This window comes from Halobacillus alkaliphilus (genome assembly GCF_900113125.1).
Taxonomy (GTDB): Bacteria; Bacillota; Bacilli; order Bacillales; family Halobacillaceae; genus Halobacillus; species Halobacillus alkaliphilus.
Window position 1 is genome coordinate 54,488 of record NZ_FOOG01000003.1, and the last position, 17,641, is coordinate 72,128.

General features: G+C 40.6%; 21 protein-coding genes. 1 reads left to right on the forward strand and 20 read right to left on the reverse strand.

What is annotated here, in order from left to right:
• Positions 1–13 precede the first annotated feature (13 nt).
• The 3 genes from BMZ06_RS02900 to BMZ06_RS02910 all read right to left on the reverse strand — a co-directional run bounded on the left by BMZ06_RS02900 (position 14) and on the right by BMZ06_RS02910 (position 2,036).
• On the reverse strand, positions 14–217 hold the full coding sequence (locus tag BMZ06_RS02900; RefSeq protein ID WP_041601333.1) for a DUF6501 family protein: 204 nt from the start codon (positions 215–217) through the stop codon (positions 14–16).
• An 81-nt stretch (positions 218–298) separates the two neighbouring features.
• Positions 299–910, reverse strand: a complete 612-nt coding sequence (locus tag BMZ06_RS02905) for an alpha/beta hydrolase (protein ID WP_089750240.1) — start codon at positions 908–910, stop codon at positions 299–301.
• 97 nt (positions 911–1,007) lie between these two features.
• Positions 1,008–2,036: an AbrB family transcriptional regulator gene (locus tag BMZ06_RS02910; protein ID WP_089749969.1), complete on the reverse strand. Its 1,029-nt coding sequence runs from the start codon at positions 2,034–2,036 to the stop codon at positions 1,008–1,010.
• 90 nt (positions 2,037–2,126) lie between these two features.
• Here BMZ06_RS02910 and BMZ06_RS02915 point away from each other — a divergent pair, with 90 nt between their 5' ends.
• Entirely contained in the window at positions 2,127–2,795 is a 669-nt protein-coding gene (locus BMZ06_RS02915) for a GNAT family N-acetyltransferase (RefSeq protein ID WP_089749971.1), read from the forward strand.
• A gap of 42 nt (positions 2,796–2,837) precedes the next feature.
• Here BMZ06_RS02915 and BMZ06_RS02920 read toward each other — a convergent pair whose 3' ends face one another.
• The 17 genes from BMZ06_RS02920 to BMZ06_RS03000 all read right to left on the reverse strand — a co-directional run bounded on the left by BMZ06_RS02920 (position 2,838) and on the right by BMZ06_RS03000 (position 17,606).
• Positions 2,838–3,416: a TetR/AcrR family transcriptional regulator gene (locus BMZ06_RS02920; protein ID WP_089749974.1), complete on the reverse strand. Its 579-nt coding sequence runs from the start codon at positions 3,414–3,416 to the stop codon at positions 2,838–2,840.
• Between the two features lie 106 nt (positions 3,417–3,522).
• Positions 3,523–4,482: a peptide-methionine (R)-S-oxide reductase MsrB gene (gene msrB / locus BMZ06_RS02925; protein ID WP_089749976.1), complete on the reverse strand. Its 960-nt coding sequence runs from the start codon at positions 4,480–4,482 to the stop codon at positions 3,523–3,525.
• A gap of 89 nt (positions 4,483–4,571) precedes the next feature.
• Positions 4,572–5,090, reverse strand: a complete 519-nt coding sequence (locus tag BMZ06_RS02930; RefSeq protein ID WP_245755938.1) for a YqfQ family protein — start codon at positions 5,088–5,090, stop codon at positions 4,572–4,574.
• Between the two features lie 63 nt (positions 5,091–5,153).
• A complete protein-coding gene (locus BMZ06_RS02935; protein WP_089749978.1) occupies positions 5,154–5,840 on the reverse strand; it encodes a uracil-DNA glycosylase in 687 nt (228 codons plus the stop codon).
• Between the two features lie 130 nt (positions 5,841–5,970).
• A complete protein-coding gene (locus tag BMZ06_RS02940; RefSeq protein ID WP_089749980.1) occupies positions 5,971–6,219 on the reverse strand; it encodes a DUF2584 domain-containing protein in 249 nt (82 codons plus the stop codon).
• Positions 6,220–6,244: 25 nt separating this feature from the next.
• Positions 6,245–9,361, reverse strand: coding sequence for an AAA family ATPase (locus BMZ06_RS02945; RefSeq protein ID WP_089749982.1), 3,117 nt, complete (start codon positions 9,359–9,361; stop codon positions 6,245–6,247).
• 3 nt (positions 9,362–9,364) lie between these two features.
• A complete protein-coding gene (locus BMZ06_RS02950) occupies positions 9,365–10,519 on the reverse strand; it encodes an exonuclease SbcCD subunit D (protein WP_089749983.1) in 1,155 nt (384 codons plus the stop codon).
• Between the two features lie 36 nt (positions 10,520–10,555).
• Positions 10,556–10,777 (reverse strand): YozE family protein, encoded by a 222-nt coding sequence (locus BMZ06_RS02955; protein WP_089749986.1) that lies wholly within the window; start codon positions 10,775–10,777, stop codon positions 10,556–10,558.
• A gap of 113 nt (positions 10,778–10,890) precedes the next feature.
• A complete protein-coding gene (gene tatC / locus BMZ06_RS02960; protein WP_089749987.1) occupies positions 10,891–11,649 on the reverse strand; it encodes a twin-arginine translocase subunit TatC in 759 nt (252 codons plus the stop codon).
• Between the two features lie 80 nt (positions 11,650–11,729).
• The gene (gene tatA, locus BMZ06_RS02965) at positions 11,730–11,924 is read right to left on the reverse strand and encodes a twin-arginine translocase TatA/TatE family subunit (RefSeq protein ID WP_014643454.1); all 195 of its coding nucleotides are present in this window, start codon (positions 11,922–11,924) and stop codon (positions 11,730–11,732) included.
• Positions 11,925–11,974: 50 nt separating this feature from the next.
• On the reverse strand, positions 11,975–12,160 hold the full coding sequence (locus tag BMZ06_RS02970) for a twin-arginine translocase TatA/TatE family subunit (protein ID WP_089749989.1): 186 nt from the start codon (positions 12,158–12,160) through the stop codon (positions 11,975–11,977).
• 128 nt (positions 12,161–12,288) lie between these two features.
• Positions 12,289–12,885 carry a molybdenum cofactor guanylyltransferase gene (gene mobA, locus BMZ06_RS02975; RefSeq protein WP_089749990.1) on the reverse strand — a complete coding sequence of 199 codons (597 nt, stop codon included), beginning with the start codon at positions 12,883–12,885 and terminating at the stop codon, positions 12,289–12,291.
• Positions 12,882–13,376 carry a dihydrofolate reductase gene (locus tag BMZ06_RS02980; RefSeq protein ID WP_089749992.1) on the reverse strand — a complete coding sequence of 165 codons (495 nt, stop codon included), beginning with the start codon at positions 13,374–13,376 and terminating at the stop codon, positions 12,882–12,884. The genes mobA and BMZ06_RS02980 overlap by 4 nt, the downstream gene beginning before the upstream one ends.
• A gap of 20 nt (positions 13,377–13,396) precedes the next feature.
• Positions 13,397–14,356: a thymidylate synthase gene (locus BMZ06_RS02985; RefSeq protein WP_089749994.1), complete on the reverse strand. Its 960-nt coding sequence runs from the start codon at positions 14,354–14,356 to the stop codon at positions 13,397–13,399.
• Entirely contained in the window at positions 14,349–14,981 is a 633-nt protein-coding gene (locus tag BMZ06_RS02990) for an HD domain-containing protein (protein WP_089749996.1), read from the reverse strand. The genes BMZ06_RS02985 and BMZ06_RS02990 overlap by 8 nt, the downstream gene beginning before the upstream one ends.
• Positions 14,982–14,989: 8 nt before the next feature.
• A complete protein-coding gene (locus BMZ06_RS02995) occupies positions 14,990–15,844 on the reverse strand; it encodes a DUF72 domain-containing protein (protein WP_089749999.1) in 855 nt (284 codons plus the stop codon).
• A gap of 91 nt (positions 15,845–15,935) precedes the next feature.
• A complete protein-coding gene (locus BMZ06_RS03000; RefSeq protein ID WP_089750001.1) occupies positions 15,936–17,606 on the reverse strand; it encodes a formate--tetrahydrofolate ligase in 1,671 nt (556 codons plus the stop codon).
• Between the last annotated feature and the right edge of the window lie 35 nt (positions 17,607–17,641).

A 17,641-nucleotide genomic window follows, 5' to 3' on the forward strand; every position in this document is an offset into this window, starting at 1 on the left:
CTGCCGGTAGAGTTTATACTTCTTTAAAGTATTCTTTATAAAAGCCGCCCATACGACCAGAATTATCAATCACAAAATAAAATTCTTCACTTTCATTTTTAACATCATACCTTTTACCAGGCGTTAACACATTTTCTACAACGAATTTTGCTGCATCATTATGGACGCATTCAATCTGCTTAATAGTCGGGTTGTTTTCCCAAGTCTTATGAATCATACTTTTCATCCTCCTTATTCTTCTTTATCCCTATCATACCTTGAAACGGAAAGAGGACTCAATCATTACAAACATTTTCATTCATTGGATTAGGTGTGTTTCATACCAGTCTCTGCCTGCCTTCACTTCTGATTCAGTCAGTTGATGACCGGACCTTTCCCAGTGATCTGTCACCTGTGCGCCCGCTTCTTCCAGCATCTGTTTTAAATCAACGGTTTCTTGAGCTGGACAAATGGGATCGTTTTCTCCGGCTCCAATAAATACCGGCAAGCCTTTTTGAACTGGGAGCTGTATGCCTCTTCTTGGAACCATTGGATGAAACAGTAATGCACCTTCCAGGCTTTTTTCATAATGAAATAACAAACTTCCAGCTATATTGGCTCCGTTCGAATAACCAATAGCCACTACTTTATTACGGTCAAAATCATACGCATCTGCAGCTTCAGTCAGAAATTCGTTTAACTCTCTCGTTCTGATGATCAGATCTTCTTCATCAAAAACGCCTTCACGCAGACGTTTAAAGAAACGGGGCATCCCACTTTCTAAGATGTTTCCCCTGACTGATAATACGGAAGCGTCAGGATCAATCATGGAAGCAACGGGAAGCAAATCCTTCTCCGTCCCGCCGGTGCCATGCAGCAACAGAAGTACACGTTCATTTCCAGGCTTTCCCTGTTCGAATATATGCTTCATTTTCATAGTAGATCGCTTCTCCTTTGCATTATTCTTTACCTAGCTTATCGTCGATTATCAGTTTATCTTTAATTCGAGATATAGTCAAAGAGAAGACCTATACCTTTTTGGATAAGAACTTTTGGTAAAAAATAGGCAGGATAATCACGATGGTAAGTAGACGTATCATTTGCAATGAACTTACAATGGCTGGCTGGCCACCTGCCGCCTGGGCAGTAAGAGCCATTTCTACCAATCCTCCTGGAGCAAGACTTAGCACAGCGGTTACTAAATCCATATCTGTCCACCCCGAAAGCAAAAATCCAAGAGCGATTCCAAATGCTATAATTATAATAGCCAATCCAAAATACAGCAGACAGTATTTCCCTGCTTGCAATATATCTCTTATAGAAACTGAATGACCAAGATGGACACCTATCATAATTTGAGCAGCAATAAAAAATAAATCCGGTAGTTCATATAGGGGAGTACCAATAGATTGAAGCAGCCCTATAATGATCATAGGAACAATAACTAAAGCTGCCGGAATCCGAGCTTTGAGTAAGAGTGCGATAAAATATACCATGCCATAGATGACTATAGTCCATAACGATTCTTCCTGCGCGCTGGAGTTCATCATAGGAGAAGAGGATTGATAAAACCAATGAGTAGCTGCAAAGGGAATAATAAATAATACACAAACCAGGCGTATCGTATGAAATATAGTAACGAGAACCGTATTTGCTTGTAATGATTCACTGACTGCTATCATTGCAGAAAGCCCTCCAGGTGCACTCCCAATTAAACTGGTTGAGATATCGATTGCTGTTTTTGTTGAGATAAGATAGGCTAAAAACAGGCTGAGAGAAATAAGCACAAGAGAAAGAAGTGTATAAGGAATAAAATAAGGAACGACTAAGGCAAACGTTTGTGATGTAAAAGTGAGGCCTATTTGGATGCCAAGCAGTGCAAATGCTGCGTTTCTTATCGATGGGTGACTGGTTGTTTCATAATTGAACCAGTATTTAAGTACGACCAGCCCGGCTACTGGACCGAGAATCCAGGGAAGAGGAAGCTTTAGCAGCCAGAATATTCCCCCGGCAGTTAGCGCTAACGCATAGGTAAGAATAGACTTTCGGATAGAAATATTTGGAACCTCCTCACTTTACAAATTTACCTCACAACTGTTCTCAGAATCCTATACATATCGAATAAAATAGAAAGGAGTCTCCCTAAAATGGATAAATGGATTTACGGTTATGACCGTGCTCGTTCCCGTTTTAATCATCTGCACCTGCGTAATTATTACAAAAGCGACTTTGAAGATCTAATACAAATTCAAAAAAAAGCTTTTCCTCCCCCTTTTCCACCAGAGCTATGGTGGAACAAAGAACAACTGGCTAATCATTTGGAAATCTTCCCACAGGGATGTATTTGTATAGAAGTAGATGGGGTTGTAGCAGGTTCGATGACCACAATGAGAACTGATATGACCAATGAAGTTATCGACCATACATGGGATTCAATGACGGGTGAAGGAACCATGAGCACGCATAATCCAGAAGGAAATACTCTTTATGTAGTGGATCTGTGTGTAGACCCCGATTACCGTTCTTTGGGTCTTGGCCGGCAGCTCACTCAAGCCATGTATGAGAACGTCGTTCATTTGAACCTTGAACGTCTCGTCGGTGGTGCAAGGATGCCTCTCTACCATAAATATCATCAGGAACTTACGCCTGAAGAATATGTGAATCTTGTCATCGGGGCAGAGATTAAGGACCCGGTAATAACATTTTTATTAAAATCCGGTCGTTCTCCTATCAAACCAATGGCTGATTATATTATGGATGAAGAGTCCTGTCATTACGGATTACTAACTGAATGGCGTAATCCCTTTTTCAGTTAATTTAGAGAAAAGCCGCTTCCAGTCCTGGTTGCGGCTTCTTTATTATCCAGGTTTATGGGCAACACCATATTCAATCATCCCGAAAAGCTGAGAAGCTAATTCATCCACTCCCAAACGCTTTCGGTTAGGGAATAGAATAGAGTGAAAAATCAAGTCACCGATCAACCCTGAATCCATATTTTTATTCCATATACCCGTTTCTTTTGCCTCGGAGATCCAATTCATCATCAGATCATAGGTTTTCATTAGATCTACATCTAATTCATTTTTATAATAGATCGCCGCATTTTTATCGCCTGACTGCAGATCCTGAATCATTTTGTCAATTTGATAGATTTGAGCGTGTTCTAAAATAATTTGCAGCAATTGGAACAATTTGTGATTAGGGGGATCATCGGAAGGAATTCGATCAACTTTATCATTCATTTCCTTCATCATGTTTTTCATATAGGCCAGCAGAAGCTCATCTTTATTCTTGAAGTACTCATAGAGTGTACTTCGTCCAACTTCAAGTAAATCAGCTATCTTTTTAAAATGCACACCATGTAAGCCCTCTGCTTGCAATACTTTTCCAGTTACATCTAATACATCCTGCTTCGTTAAAGCTTTTTTTCGTCCCAAAAGAACCCCTCCCCTCTTATTTTATTATAGCATTTTCCTGCAAAATCAGAGGGAAGGAGGATAAGAGATCCCTTTATACGTTTAAAGGAATAATTATTCTCGATTTCTATTCAAATAAATGAGTTAAATATCCATATCCCTTTTCTTCCATCTCACGTTTAGGAACAAATTCTAAGGCAGCTGAGTTTATGCAGTAACGCATTCCCCCCTGTTCTTTCGGTCCGTCATCAAACAGATGTCCCAGATGGGAGTCAGCGTATTCACTTCGCACCTCTGTTCGTCTCATTCCATGAGAAGTATCCATTTTTTCTTTTACTTCCTGAGTTTCTATAGGTTTAGTGAAACTCGGCCAGCCGCATCCAGCGTCATATTTATCTTTGGAACTGAACAAAGGTTTCTTCGATACAACATCTACATAAATACCTTCTTCGTCATAATCATGATAAGCATTTTGAAAAGGTCTTTCCGTAGCATCTTCCTGGGTAACTTTGTACTGGATATCACTCAGGCGCTTCTTCAACTCTTCCTGATCCTTTTTATAGCCCCAGTGTTCTTTTATAAACCCTGCACGTCCGGACCCTTTTTTATAACGTTTATAATGAAAAGCGTTCTTCTTATGGTAATTCTGGTGCTTATCTTCTGCTGGATAGAATGTCTCAGCAGGAAGAATTGGCGTCACGATTGGCTGCTTGAATTTATCTGATTCTATAAGCTGCTGTTTGCTTGCTTCAGCGATTTGACGCTGCTCTTCATCGTGATAGTAAATTGCTGTAGTATATGATTCTCCGCGGTCTGCAAATTGACCGCCATCGTCCGTTGGATCAATTTGCTGCCAGAATAGTTCCACCAGTCGTTCGTATGGGAAGACGGAGGGATCATACGTGATTTGCACCGCTTCCTTGTGACCCGTCTGTTCGGTGATCACTTCCATATAGGTAGGATTTTCCGTGTGGCCCCCAGTATATCCGGAAACAATAGAGTCAATTCCTGGTCTTTTATCAAATGGCTCAACCATGCACCAGAAACATCCACCTGCAAATGTAGCTATTTTCAATTCATTATTCATCAATAAAACCTCCAATGCGTAGGTTGTTACATGTAAGCATGTCCTTATTCTTGCTAATAAAAGAAAAAAAATCAAGCCACACGCACAGCCTAGATGTAAAGCTTGGGCTGTGATGTGCCTTGAAACCTTCTTTTAGAAGCAGAAGCGATGCTTTTGGATTGACTGGACGATTCAGACTTCGAGCTTGTTATTGATTCAGCCCCGAGACTTTCCTCTGTCTCTTCCCCGTCTTCTTCATCCGGTTCATTCATAATTTTCATCATATTAATCATGGCAGGAATATTCTTCATCATCGGTCCATACTGCTGAATCATAGGTGCGGCACTTTGCATGGCTTTTAATGCTGTCTGCATATGCCCTAACCATCCTGCTCCGCCTGCTTTAGCTGCACTGCCAGCCGCTCCTAAAGCTTGTGTCCCTAAACCAGCGCCACCGAATCCTGGTGCACCGATTCCTGCTGCACCAAAACCAGGAAAACCTCCAGCACTTCTAACTCCTTGATTTAATAAGGGTGCCATTGATCTCATCATACCCTGTGGTGCCATGTATGGCTGGGGTCCGGGAAACATGCCCATAGGAGGGAAAGGCGGTTGACCTGTCGGAAACATTCATAACCCCTCCGTAACTTAAGATACTGTAGCATATGCCTGCTTCTGTAACTTGGTATGGGCTTACGAATCTTCGGCATTTGCAGGAAGTGCCCAGTTAATGGGCTCCTCGCCAATTTCCTCCAAGTACTGGTTCGTTTGCGAAAACGGGCGGCTGCCAAAAAAACCTCGATGGGCAGCTAAAGGGCTCGGGTGAGGAGCTGTCAATACTTTATGTTTAGAGCGATCGATGGATTTCCCTTTCTTTTGAGCATGTTTACCCCAAAGAATGAAAACAATAGGTTTCTCCCGTTGATTTAATATACGGATTACTTCGTCTGTGAACTTTTCCCAGCCCATCCCCTGATGAGAATGTGCCTGGTGGGCTCTTACCGTTAACACATTGTTAAGTAAGAGTACGCCCTCTTTAGCCCAGGAGACTAAATGGCCATGAGGGGGTGGTTCAATTCCAAGGTCTTCTCTTAATTCTTTATAAATATTTTTCAGCGAAGGAGGAATGGTTACTCCTGGCTTAACAGAAAAACTGAAGCCATGGGCCTGTTCAGGTCCATGGTAAGGATCCTGCCCTAAAATGACGACTTTTGTGTTTTCATAAGATGTATATTGCATAGCCGAAAAAATTTCATACATATCAGGATACACATCATAACTTCCATATTCTTTTTTTAACCTTTCCCGAAGATCCAAATAATAGGGTTTGCGAAATTCTTCTTCCAGAAGACTACCCCAATCATTATCCAGGACTTTCATGGAAATAACCTCTCTTTCTATCAAAATATATTTGTGTGAAGGTGGAAAAGTGAAATTATTTCCTTGATCATCGAGTTACTATTTCCCGGGTAAGCGCATAATGCGACACCCACCTCTGCATATTTGATCACTAATTGACGGAATGTAGTGAAACAAGACGGTATTTACAATAAGTAAAATAATTCTTAAAGGTTAATTCCTCGATTATTCCCGCCCCCAGCTGTTCTGATTTTAACGTTCGCTTAACCTCAAGCTTTTCATTTAAAGGAAATATTCGATAACCCTCAAACACGATCTCAAACAAATTATCCTCATTGTTTAATCTTTGTTCTTTCCCATTAGTGATCAAAATCCATTCCATAGATAAAGGTGTAGCCATCTCCTCTTCCCCTCTCTTCATTCTCTTATTGAAAGACAAATTCGACTGAGGAACCAGCAGGTCCTGTTTGGATTTGCAATTTAGCCGGAATTTCTTCCTTCAACTGCGCCACATGAGAAATAATACCTAACATTCGATTGCCGTCCTGAAGACTTCTTAAACAATCAATGGCCTGCTCCAGCGATACCTCATCTAAAGTACCGAACCCTTCATCAATAAATAACGTGTCAAGCTGTACTCCTCCCGCGTGGGACTGGACAACGTCGGCCATGCCAAGAGCCAGACTAAGTGAAGCTTTAAACCCTTCCCCTCCGGATAGTGTCCGCACGGAACGTTTTTGTCCCGTATGATGATCAATAACTTCGAGATCCAAACCACTTTGAGCCCCACGCTTAGCCAGGGCATCGCTACGTACGAGCTGATAACGATGGTCTGTCATCTGATCAAGTCTTATATTAGCCTGAACGATTATTTCATCAAGAAAGGCAGCTAAAACATATCGTTCAAGTGACAAACGAAGGTGATTATCCCCTCTGGATAGCTGAGCAAGTTCCGCAATGTCATAGTAAGCTTGAGCTAAATCCCCCTGTTCTGATAACAAAGTTTCCATAGTAATATAAACCTGTTTATTTTGGGACAAAGCCATTTCCAGTTCATTCACTATCTGCTGCTGTTTAGTCAACTTTTGTTTTTCTTCTTCCCATTCAGTATGAAGAGCCTCTAAATCCGGTTTTTGTTGATCAGCTAGTTTTTCATTCAAACTATAAAGACGTTCCTCAATAATTGCTTTCTGTTGCTTATACTGATCAATCTTTTCCTGTTTTTCTTCAATAGCTTTCTTAGTTAGAAGAGAGTTCCAATAACTTTCGACACTGGAAAACTGAAATTGAACGAGCGTTTGATTAAATTTCTCTTTTCGAATTTCTTCTGCTTCTTGTGCCTGCTTTACATATTTATTCCCTTCCTCTTCAGCCACTTTAGCCTGCTGAAGCTGGTCGCGCAGCTTAGAATAGCGTTCTTGAACGTTTTCCCATTTCTTCGTCTCTTCTTTATAGGAAGCTTCTGCTTGTTCTGTGAGTTCTTTTAATTTTTGTGGATTTGTCGTTTCAAAAGAGTAGTTTTCTTGAAAGGACTCTTTTTGAGTCTGTAATCGAGTTTGTTCTTGATAGCTCGTATGCCAATCCTGCTGAGCCTTTTCAATTTTACTGTTCAGCTCTTCCTCACGCTTTTCTATATTTTCAAGCTTTTTCACAGACTGCTCCATCTCTTCTGCTTGCCTGGTCAGCTCTTCCGATAACTTACTTTTAATATTTAAGCTTTGCTCACTTTGCTTTACCGCGCTTTGAATCGAGGGTTCATCCATAGTACCTACCACTTTTTTGTACTCCTCAAAAAGAGTATCAGTCAGTTGCCGCTGCGTTTCTCCTTTGGATTTAACTTGCACCGCTTCGTCCTGCATCTGCTGAAAGGATTTCTGTTTTTCATCTGCCTCTTGCTTTAACTGTTCAAGCTTGGTCTGACTGACAACTTGGGCAGGCTGAACAGCCGGTGCAGGATGATGGGAGTTTCCACAAACCGGGCAAGGGGACCCATTTTCCAATTGGAGAGAGAGGGTATAAGCATGGTGCTCGCGAATCTCTTCGAGCGCCGCCTCATAATAGCTTTTAGCATCTTTCTGCTCTTTTTCCATCTGCCTGAAATCTTTCATAAACTGCTGATAGGATGCTCTCATCTCTTTTAAAACATCCCACTCTTTTGCTAAACGTTTTAAATCCTTCAACTGCTTCGTCAAATGTACAACTTCATTCTTAACTTCATACATTTGACTGGTAACTTTCCGCTCATCTTTACTTATTTCTTTTAGTTGATGGCGTTCTGCCTTTAGGTGTTTCAGCTCTTCCTCTAAAGCAGTTACTTGCTCCTTGCTTTTGGTAAGTTTTTGAGTAATTTGAGTTAACTGGCTTTCGATTTTAAGGAAATGAGTTAATTTCTTTCTTTCTTCCTCTTTTTGCTCCCATTCTTTCTTTAATTCCTGACGCTTTTCTTCCTTTCCTTCAAGTTCTTTGTATTCTTTTTCTATGTTAGAAAATTCACTTTCAGTACGTATTCTATGCTGGGCCTTTGCTTCCTGGTCTACTTCAGCTTTCTTTCTTTCCTGTTCTCGATCTTTCCATTGTTGTTCAAATCCTTTTACTTCATCCGCCTGCCTGGCCCATTTGAGCTCTTCTTGAACAGCACTCATAAAGCTTTCCTGTGATTGCAGCGCCTTTTTATCTTCTAAGAGTTTTTGCTGTTCAGTAAATTGTTCATGTAGATGTCTCGCTTCATGGAAGTTAGTCTGTAGCTTGTCCGCAGATGAAGACAAAAGCTCTAATTGATTTTGTTCCTGTTTGATTAGACTACTCTGATGCTCCATTCGCTCTCTTAATAAGTCAATAATCTTTTGGGGTTCTTCCTGCTCCAAAGTAACTTCCGCATCCGTTCCCCAATGAATTTTGCCAATTTCCTGTTCAATTTTCCATTGAAATTGCTCAATTTCTTTTTCGAGTTTTTTGGACTGGTCTTTCAAGTAATCGGTTAACTCGGAATAGAATTGTGTTTTAAATATTTTTTGCAGTATATCTTCCCGCTCTTTACTATTCTCTGAAATCAACTTTCTAAATTCACCTTGAGGGATCATGATCATTTTCCGAAATTGGTCATAGTCAAGCCCCATCACTTCTTCAATATAATCATTCACTTCTTTTACTTTAGTAGCCATCAGTTTTTCATTATCCAAATGGGTAATATAAAGTTCTGCTCTAGCCGGTTCTTCTTTCCAGCCCTCCCCGCGTTCTTTTCTCCTCATCTGCTTAGGCATGCGGACAATGCGATACAACTTCCCTCTTAGTTCAAAAAGAAATTCAACATAGGTAGACTCTCCTTCTTCGGCAAAGTGACTACGCATAGAGTCTTGATCACGATCACTTCCGCTTGCACGCCCATATAAGGCGAAACACATCGCATCAAATATCGTCGTTTTCCCAGCCCCTGTAGGGCCGGTAATTAAGAAGATGGCTTCTTCTCCAAGTGAGGAGAAATCTATTTTTTGTTTATCACGATAGGGACCAAAAGCCTGCATGGTTAATGTAATGGCTCTCAAAGGTTACTGCCCCCTTTCTTCTTCTCTTAAGGAATCAATTGCCTGACTGATTAAGTTCTTTCTATGTTCAGAAATCGTGTCCCCTTTAATATCTTCATAAAATGAGCGAAACAATTCTTCATGAGAAAGTCTCTGACGCTCTTTGACCTTATTTAATTCATTGATCTGTGAATTCACGGATGATCTACGTCTCTCCAGGTGTAGAATATTCGGATATACTTTTCTTAGTTTCCCCATGGGGTCAATGAGCTGACCGTCATCCAATAATCTAATATGAAGATAATTATGCGGACTGGCTGCTGCTTCACCAGATAGTAAATCTTCAAAATACCCTTCCACTATTTCAAAATCACGAAGGGGATATAGAGGTTTCTTTTCAAAAGTAAGCTCGTTTTCCTCCTGCAAATCTAGAATGGTTACTGATTTTTGGTGACGTACCTCTGAAAATGAGTATTTAAGAATGGAGCCGCTGTATCGAATATGATCATAAGCCACTCTTTGAGGCTGATGAAGATGACCTAAAGCTACATAGGAAAAATCTTTAAAGAGATGTGCATCTATGTAGGGACTCCCGCCAATCATGGATAACCGTTCCTCGGATTCACTCTCCATTCCACCCGCTAAGAAAGCATGACCGATCCACACATGCCTTTCCGACATGTTATACCTCTGTTGGATGTCATCTATTAATCTAGAGGCAGCCTCCTGATGACTCTTAATCTCTTCATCTTCAAATACAGCAGCTACTTCTGCAGGTTCTACATACGGAATAAGATGAAAATGCACAGGTCCATGCGAATCATAAAGGGTGACCGGCTCACGGGATCTTTTTAACTTTGTATCCAGAAACAGTCCTTGTCTCCTAAACAATTGAGCCCCAAACTCCAGTCGATCGGGACTGTCATGATTGCCCGAAATCGCGAGAACAGGAATTTGAAAATCATTGATTAATTTGGTCAACACTTGATTCAGTAAGTCAACGGCCTGCTTAGGAGGAATTGAACGATCATAAAGATCACCGGCAATAATAATAACATCCGGTTGTTCTTCCTCCACAATCTCTATAAATCTATCCAAAATAAACGCTTGATCATCAGTCATATGGACGTAGTTTACAATTTTACCTAGATGCCAGTCCGCCGTATGCAATATTTTCATGTAAGCTGTGCTCCTTCCTCTTACTCATTTCTACTTTTAATTGTCTTCCTCAATCAAATAGGTGTCGTATAAGCGATCAAACACCGATAGAGCACTGGGAAAAGGAATATTCCACTCTAAGTAACGGCTGATCTCATCGTACGTTTTGGCTTGCTTAGGAAAGCTGTGATCCTGGAACATCCAATCTGCCAGCTTTTTCTCGTCATTCTCTATTGGGTTTCCTCGGTAGCGCATCATATAGTGATAAAAGGATCTCATTAATTTTCCTCCTGAATTTTTGTACCTTAGTTTTATCATGGACACACCATAACTGCAAAATGATACCTATAAAAAAGAATCCTCGTTAAGTTTTTCAGAGGATTCTTACTTTGCTATTCTTCTTCTTTTTCCATATATTCCTGATGGTTTTTTAATTTATTTCTATAAACGATACGCGATAATATTATACTGACTTCATACAATACAATTAATGGCACAGCCACTACCAGTTGAAGAATAAAGTCAGGCGGGGAAATAATCGTACCAATAATCACTAAAACAAAATATGCGTATTTCCTGATTTTCACTAACAAAACCGGGTTCACAATTCCAAGACTCGTTAGAAACATTGTCAGAATAGGGATTTCAAAGAGAACTGCAAATGGAATCGTTACACGGAATAAAAAACGGAAATATCTTTCCACCGTGAAAATTTCATTGAACATCCCGTCGTTTAACGATAAAAGGAACGGTAATATGAACTGAACAAACACCAGATAACCAAAAGCTAAACCACCTATGAACAAAAGGAAAATAGCCGGAATATAGGACAGAGACACTCGTGTCTCCTTAGGAGTCAGCGCAGGTTTAACGAACAACCAGATTTGTAAAGTTAAAATAGGCAGCGTTCCTACAATTGCAATAAGACTAGCAATCGTAAAAACAATCCATATTATTTCTCCAGGACTTGTCATATGAAGTTCAAAAGGAAGGTCATTCACAAAAAATCCCTGGATCGGTCTGACATAATACAGTCCAGCCGCAAAGAACGCTATAAAAAATACAAGCGTCCAAATAATCCGCTTTCTTAATTCGGTTAAGTGATCCGTTACATTCATTTCTATATCTTGACTAATTTTATTAGTTGCCAAATCGTCCACCTCCAGGCCTTAAGACGCAGCCTGACAAAAAGAAGATGTAAGGATCAGGCCCTTACACCTTCTTTATTCATTTATTCGTCTTTATTTTTGTTTTCGGATTTATTACTGCTGTCTCCATCGGACATAATGTCCCCGGTCGCTTTTTTAAACTCTTTCAAAGAACTGCCAAAAGCTTTGCCGATTTCAGGCAGTTTTGAAGGTCCAAAGACAACCAGTGCAATAATTAATATCAGGATGAGTCCTGGCACACCAATGCTCGATAACATGGTTCATCCCTCCAATTCTTATGTTCTTTCATATGGTAATAACTTAAGTATTAATTGTTTTTTTGGTCGGACGGCTTATCTTTTACTTCATCTGTCAAGTCACGAGCGGAATTCTTAAACTCCTTTAGCGTTTCTCCCGCTGCTTTGCCAATCTCCGGAAGTTTCTTAGGTCCAAAAATAACAAGTGCAATGGTTAAAATTAATATCAAGCCTGGGATTCCAATACTTGAAAGCATATCTTTCACCGCCTTTTAAGAGTAAAACTAAGTGATCAATCGTTTTATGAAAAGAAAAACTACACATCAAATTGTCATTTAACGGTTCTTTTCCTATCATATCACGATCTTGTCCAAATGTCTTGGTTTCATAAAATTTTGCAAATCTCTTGAGCTTTCCGATAATCTTCCGGGGTATTCATATTAAAAAAATGGCGATTAACATCTTCACTCGGGAGAGGGTGAAAATCATTTACATAAACCGAATGGACCTGCTCAAGCAAAAGTCTTACTTTGCGCTCTCCATTATGAAGTAATGTTTCAATAATGGGAAGACAGGACTTACGATAAATCCCAGATAGCGGCTGAAGACGGCCCTCATATTCCGGGACCACAGCATCAATCGTTTGGTCTGTGAAAGAGGATAAGTAGTTATAGACGCTCTCATGAATAAACGGAGTATCACAGGCTGATAAGAAGAACCACTCTTCTTCCCTGCTTTTCATGACACTGTGTAAACCACCCAAAGGCCCAGCATCTTGAAAGATATCACCGATGGAGGGCATGGGTAAATCTAGCTTCTCATTCTGGTTTATTACTACATTTGATACAGTCTTTTGCAGTTCATTTGCAATACGGACCACTACGGGCTGCCCGCAAAGCTTCAGCCAGGCTTTATCTTTACCCATCCTCGTAGAACCTCCTCCGGCAAGGATTACACCGCAACCATTTAACTCTTCGCTCATGTTTTCTTCCGATCGTAGGTTCTGAAATAATAATCGTAGGGATTTTTCTCATCTTTCTTCCCTTTGTATTCATCAATAAGTTTCCACTCCTCTATATTGAAGGGCGGGAAATACGTATCGCCTTCAAACTCTGCATCAATATAGGTTAAGTACATCCGGTCAGCGTAAGGATACATCTTCTCAAAAAGCACACTCCCTCCGATAACAAACCACTCTTTTTCCGGATGTTCTTCTTCAAGCTTTATTATTTCCTCAATCGAATGAATAACGTCACACCCATCACGCGAATAATTTTCATTGCTCGTTATGACGATGTGCTTCCGCTCCGGAAGAGGTTTACCAAATGATTCAAACGTTTTTCTCCCCATTATAATCGTCTTTCCCCAAGTTTTGTCCTTAAAGAATTTAAAGTCATTTGGAATATGCCAAGGAAGATCGTTTTCCTTTCCGATTAAGCGATTTTTATCCATTGCAAAAATAAATGATATCATTACCTTCACCTCGTTTGGTTTTATACAGCTATAGGAGCTTTAATTCCGGGATACGGGTCATACCCTTCTATGGAAATGTCCTCCATCTCGAAATCAAATACACTATCTTTTTCAGGATTTAATGAGATTTTTGGTAGTGCTTTAGGTGTTCGGTTCAACTGCTTGTGCACTTGTTCTATATGGTTGCTGTAAATATGGGCATCTCCCAGTGTAAGAACAAACTCTCCAGGTTCCAGATCACACTCACGGGCAATTAAATGGGTGAGCAGTGCATAACTTGCAATATTAAATGGCACCCCTAGAAAAATGTCAGCACTTCTTTGATACAATTGACAGGAAAGTTTTCCATCAGCTACATAGAACTGAAAAAGCGCATGGCAAGGTGGCAAAGCCATGTTCGATGGTACATCCTCAGGATTCCACGCTGTTACTATATGCCGCCTGGAATCTGGATTTCTTTTAATACCTTCAATCACGTTCTTTAACTGGTCGATCGTTTCGCCTTGAGAAGTTTTCCACGCACGCCATTGCTTTCCATAAACATTTCCCAAATCACCGAATCGCTCAGCAAACAAATCATCTGTAAGAATTTTTTCTTTAAATCGTTTCATTTGTTCATCATATTGTTCTTTAAAGTCTTTGTCTTTTAAGCTCCTTCTTCCAAAATCCGTCATATCAGGTCCGTGGTATTCATCGCTTTCCACCCACGCCTGAAAAGCCCACTCATTCCATATGTTGTTATTATGCTGAAGAAGGTAACGAATGTTCGTATCACCTTTAATAAACCACAGCAGTTCACTTGCTACTAACCGAAAGGGGATTTTTTTAGTTGTTAAAAGCGGAAAACCATCCTCAAGGTTAAACCTGAGCTGGTGTCCAAATACGGAGAAGGTTCCCGTTCCTGTACGATCTCCTTTTTCATGTCCTGCATCAAGGACGTGCTGGCATAAATCTAAATATGCTTGTTCATTTTTAACCATTATGTCCCTCCTCTAGGTGAATATCACGATCTATCTGTTTTTCTCTATTAAATTCGTATAAGTACATTTCCATAAAACGGTGCCTGCGCATAGCTTCCCGCCTTCCACTTTCCGTATTCATCATCCCAGAAAGCTTTACTAATTTATCGTGAAAATGTTGAATGGAAGATGGAGTATCCTTTTCTTCGCTATCGATGCTCTGGCCCTTTGCCCCTCCATATGTAAATGCACGAGCAATGCCAATGGCACCGATGGCATCCAACCGGTCTGCGTCCTGGACAACAGCTCCTAATTCTGATGTAGGCTTTTTACCTTTTCTAAAGGAAACGGTCTCAATAGCTTTTTCAATCTCACTCCTTTGGAAATGGGTAAAATCCAAATCGTGAAGTAAACGATCCCTATCTTCTACTGCCTTATCAGGGTTTGAAAATAATTTTTCATCTCCAATATCATGGAGCCATCCTGCTGCCTCTGCAAGCAACGGATCGATTTCTTCTTCACCTGCGATCCTACGGGACCAAAGCGCAACACGCTTCATATGATCAAAGTCATGGCCTGTCGTATCATACTCGAATTGTTTTTTCACATGATTTTTAATTCTTTTTAGACGCTGGTCTTTCTCCATAAATCCTCCTAAAATTGAAACAGGTCCATTTGTCTGGGATTCAAATCATCGTAAGTAATTCCTAAGATGTCCTGCATATGTTTAGCGTTATCCGCAGCATCTCCGCCGGAATTGTTATTGAAAAGTAGTGTAATCTCTGGGGTTTGTTTTTTTAGTTCCTGGATTCTTTCAGCCCATTCCCTCAGTTCTTCCTCATTATACCTATAAAGGAAACGAACTTTTCTCCAATCCTCCCTGCCGTTCTTATTCCATCCGTGGACATTGCGTCCGTGAAAGCGGACAAGTGATTTACTCGGGTGTGTGGGCTCTAAAACGCGGGGCACTGAACCTTCCCCCGCTTGAGGCTCATCACAAATTGTATGAATCCACTGTTGATCTTTCATAAATGATAAGGTCTGTTCTTTATACTGGGGCTGGAACCAACTTTGGTTTCTAAATTCAAGCGCAAGAGGATAATCGGAAAGCCACTCTCTAATAAAGCGCAATTTTTGTATATTTTGCTTTTTTACATCAAACCACGGTGGAAATTGGAATAAAAGAGCGTTGATTTTACCTTTTTCCCAGGCAGGCTGTATGGATTCCTCATACTGCTTCAGCAATTCTTTTGCTTCATGTTTGGTACGTTCCTGTCTATCATGTCCTGTCAGATGACTAAATGCTTTTATCACAAAACTAAAGGATTCTGGTGTTTGTTTGATCCACTTCTCGTAATGGGACTGCGGCTGTATTGCATAAAATGCGGTATCTACTTCTACCACAGGAAAATGAGAAGCATATTCAGATAATTTTTCGTTTCCTTTTGTTTGATGTGAGTATAGGGAAGCATGATCTCCCCATCCGGTCACACCGATTTGAATAGCCAATCCTCTTCCTCCTTGTCCTCGTATGTAATTAAAATCATTGTAGCAAAAAAAACATCCCCCTGACTAGAAAAAGCCAGGGGCTGAGACTCTATTAGAATAAACCCTTAATCGTTCCATCCTCGGTAACATCCATTTGAAGAGCCGCCGGCTTTTTAGGCAGCCCGGGCATGGTCATCACTTCACCGGTCAGAGCAACAATGAAACCAGCTCCTACAGATAGTCTAAACTCACGAACTGTAATATGGAAGTTTCTCGGACGGCCAAGCTGAGAAGGATCGTCCGAAAGAGAATACTGGGTTTTTGCCATACAGATGGGCAATTGTCCATACCCTAACTGTTTTATTTGATGTAATTGTTTTTTTGCTTGAGTGGAAAATTGAACTCCTTCTGCTCCATACACTTTACCAGCAATCTTTTGGATCTTTTCCTCTATGCTGTCGGATAAATCATAAGTATAAGTAAGAGGTGCAGATTTATTTTCACAGACCTTTACCACTTTCTTAGCTAGATCAATGCCTCCTTCCCCTCCTTTCGTAAACACATCAATGACCGATACAGGTGCACCCTGTGCCTCACACCATTTCCGTAAATAGTCAATTTCTGCCTGAGTGTCAGAAGAGAACTGGTTAACAGCTACGATAAAGGGAAGATTGAATTGACGAATAGTTTCCAAATGTTTTTCAAGATTCTCCATCCCTTTTTCCAAGGCCCCCAGGTCCTCTTGCTGCAAATCCTTTTTATTCAAACCGCCATGCATTTTCAATGCTCTAATAGTAGCTACAATTACAACAGCATCAGGCTCAAAATCTCCCGCCCGAGTTTTGATGTCTAGGAATTTTTCTGCGCCTAAATCAGCCCCAAACCCAGATTCCGTTACCACATAGTCACCTAACTTTGCAGCAATCTTTGTAGCCATTACACTGTTACACCCGTGAGCAATATTTGCGAAAGGTCCTCCATGAATAATGGCAGGTGTGTTTTCTAATGTTTGGACAAGATTCGGCTTCATGGCGTCTTTCAGTAATAATGTTAAAGCACCCTGGAAACCCAGCTGATTAACAGTAACCGGCTCTTGCTGATATGTATAGCCAATAATAATTCTGGAAAGCCTCTTTTTTAAGTCCTGTAAATCAGCAGCCAGACAAAGCACGGCCATAATCTCAGAAGCCACAGTGATCGTAAACTCGTCTTCCCTGGGAACTCCTCTAACTGCACCACCTAAACCAACAATGACTTGGCGTAAGGATCGATCATTCATATCTAAAGCTCGCTTCCATGTAATTCTTCTTGGATCAATGTTCAGCTGATTACCCTGATGAATATGGTTATCTATAAATGCGGATAACGCATTATTAGCAGTCGTGATCGCGTGGATATCCCCAGTAAAATGCAAGTTAATCTCTTCCATAGGAACAACCTGGGAATATCCGCCTCCGCAAGCACCGCCTTTGAGTCCCATCGTTGGTCCAAGTGAAGGCTCTCTTAATGCAATAACCGCTTTTTTATTCAACTGATTTAAGGCCTGCCCTAACCCTACCGTCACAGTAGATTTGCCTTCACCAGCAGGAGTAGGATTAATGGACGTGGTAAGAATAACCTTTCCGTTTGGTCGATCAGCCAGTTTATTAAGCAGCTGGTCGGATAACTTGGCTTTATAATGTCCAAAAGGTTCCCAATCCTCTTCTGCCAGTCCCATCTGTTCTGCAATTAAGGAAATAGGATTCATCTTCGCTTCAAGAGCAATTTCAATATCTGTCTTCATAGTTTCACTCCCTTTACAACCTATCTTACCTTTTT

Excerpts from the sequence above, each read along its gene's own strand:
- BMZ06_RS02900 (WP_041601333.1), bottom strand. The coding sequence starts at position 217 with ATGATTCATAAGACTTGGGAAAACAACCCGACTATTAAGCAGATTGAA.
- BMZ06_RS02905 (WP_089750240.1), bottom strand. The coding sequence starts at position 910 with ATGAAGCATATATTCGAACAGGGAAAGCCTGGAAATGAACGTGTACTT.
- BMZ06_RS02915 (WP_089749971.1), top strand. The coding sequence starts at position 2,127 with ATGGATAAATGGATTTACGGTTATGACCGTGCTCGTTCCCGTTTTAAT.
- msrB (WP_089749976.1), bottom strand. The coding sequence starts at position 4,482 with ATGAATAATGAATTGAAAATAGCTACATTTGCAGGTGGATGTTTCTGG.
- BMZ06_RS02930 (WP_245755938.1), bottom strand. The coding sequence starts at position 5,090 with ATGTTTCCGACAGGTCAACCGCCTTTCCCTCCTATGGGCATGTTTCCC.
- BMZ06_RS02935 (WP_089749978.1), bottom strand. The coding sequence starts at position 5,840 with ATGAAAGTCCTGGATAATGATTGGGGTAGTCTTCTGGAAGAAGAATTT.
- BMZ06_RS02940 (WP_089749980.1), bottom strand. The coding sequence starts at position 6,219 with ATGGCTACACCTTTATCTATGGAATGGATTTTGATCACTAATGGGAAA.
- BMZ06_RS02950 (WP_089749983.1), bottom strand. The coding sequence starts at position 10,519 with ATGAAAATATTGCATACGGCGGACTGGCATCTAGGTAAAATTGTAAAC.
- BMZ06_RS02955 (WP_089749986.1), bottom strand. The coding sequence starts at position 10,777 with ATGAGATCCTTTTATCACTATATGATGCGCTACCGAGGAAACCCAATA.
- tatA (WP_014643454.1), bottom strand. The coding sequence starts at position 11,924 with ATGTTATCGAGCATTGGTGTGCCAGGACTCATCCTGATATTAATTATT.
- BMZ06_RS02970 (WP_089749989.1), bottom strand. The coding sequence starts at position 12,160 with ATGCTTTCAAGTATTGGAATCCCAGGCTTGATATTAATTTTAACCATT.
- mobA (WP_089749990.1), bottom strand. The coding sequence starts at position 12,885 with ATGAGCGAAGAGTTAAATGGTTGCGGTGTAATCCTTGCCGGAGGAGGT.
- BMZ06_RS02980 (WP_089749992.1), bottom strand. The coding sequence starts at position 13,376 with ATGATATCATTTATTTTTGCAATGGATAAAAATCGCTTAATCGGAAAG.
- BMZ06_RS02985 (WP_089749994.1), bottom strand. The coding sequence starts at position 14,356 with ATGGTTAAAAATGAACAAGCATATTTAGATTTATGCCAGCACGTCCTT.
- BMZ06_RS02990 (WP_089749996.1), bottom strand. The coding sequence starts at position 14,981 with ATGGAGAAAGACCAGCGTCTAAAAAGAATTAAAAATCATGTGAAAAAA.
- BMZ06_RS03000 (WP_089750001.1), bottom strand. The coding sequence starts at position 17,606 with ATGAAGACAGATATTGAAATTGCTCTTGAAGCGAAGATGAATCCTATT.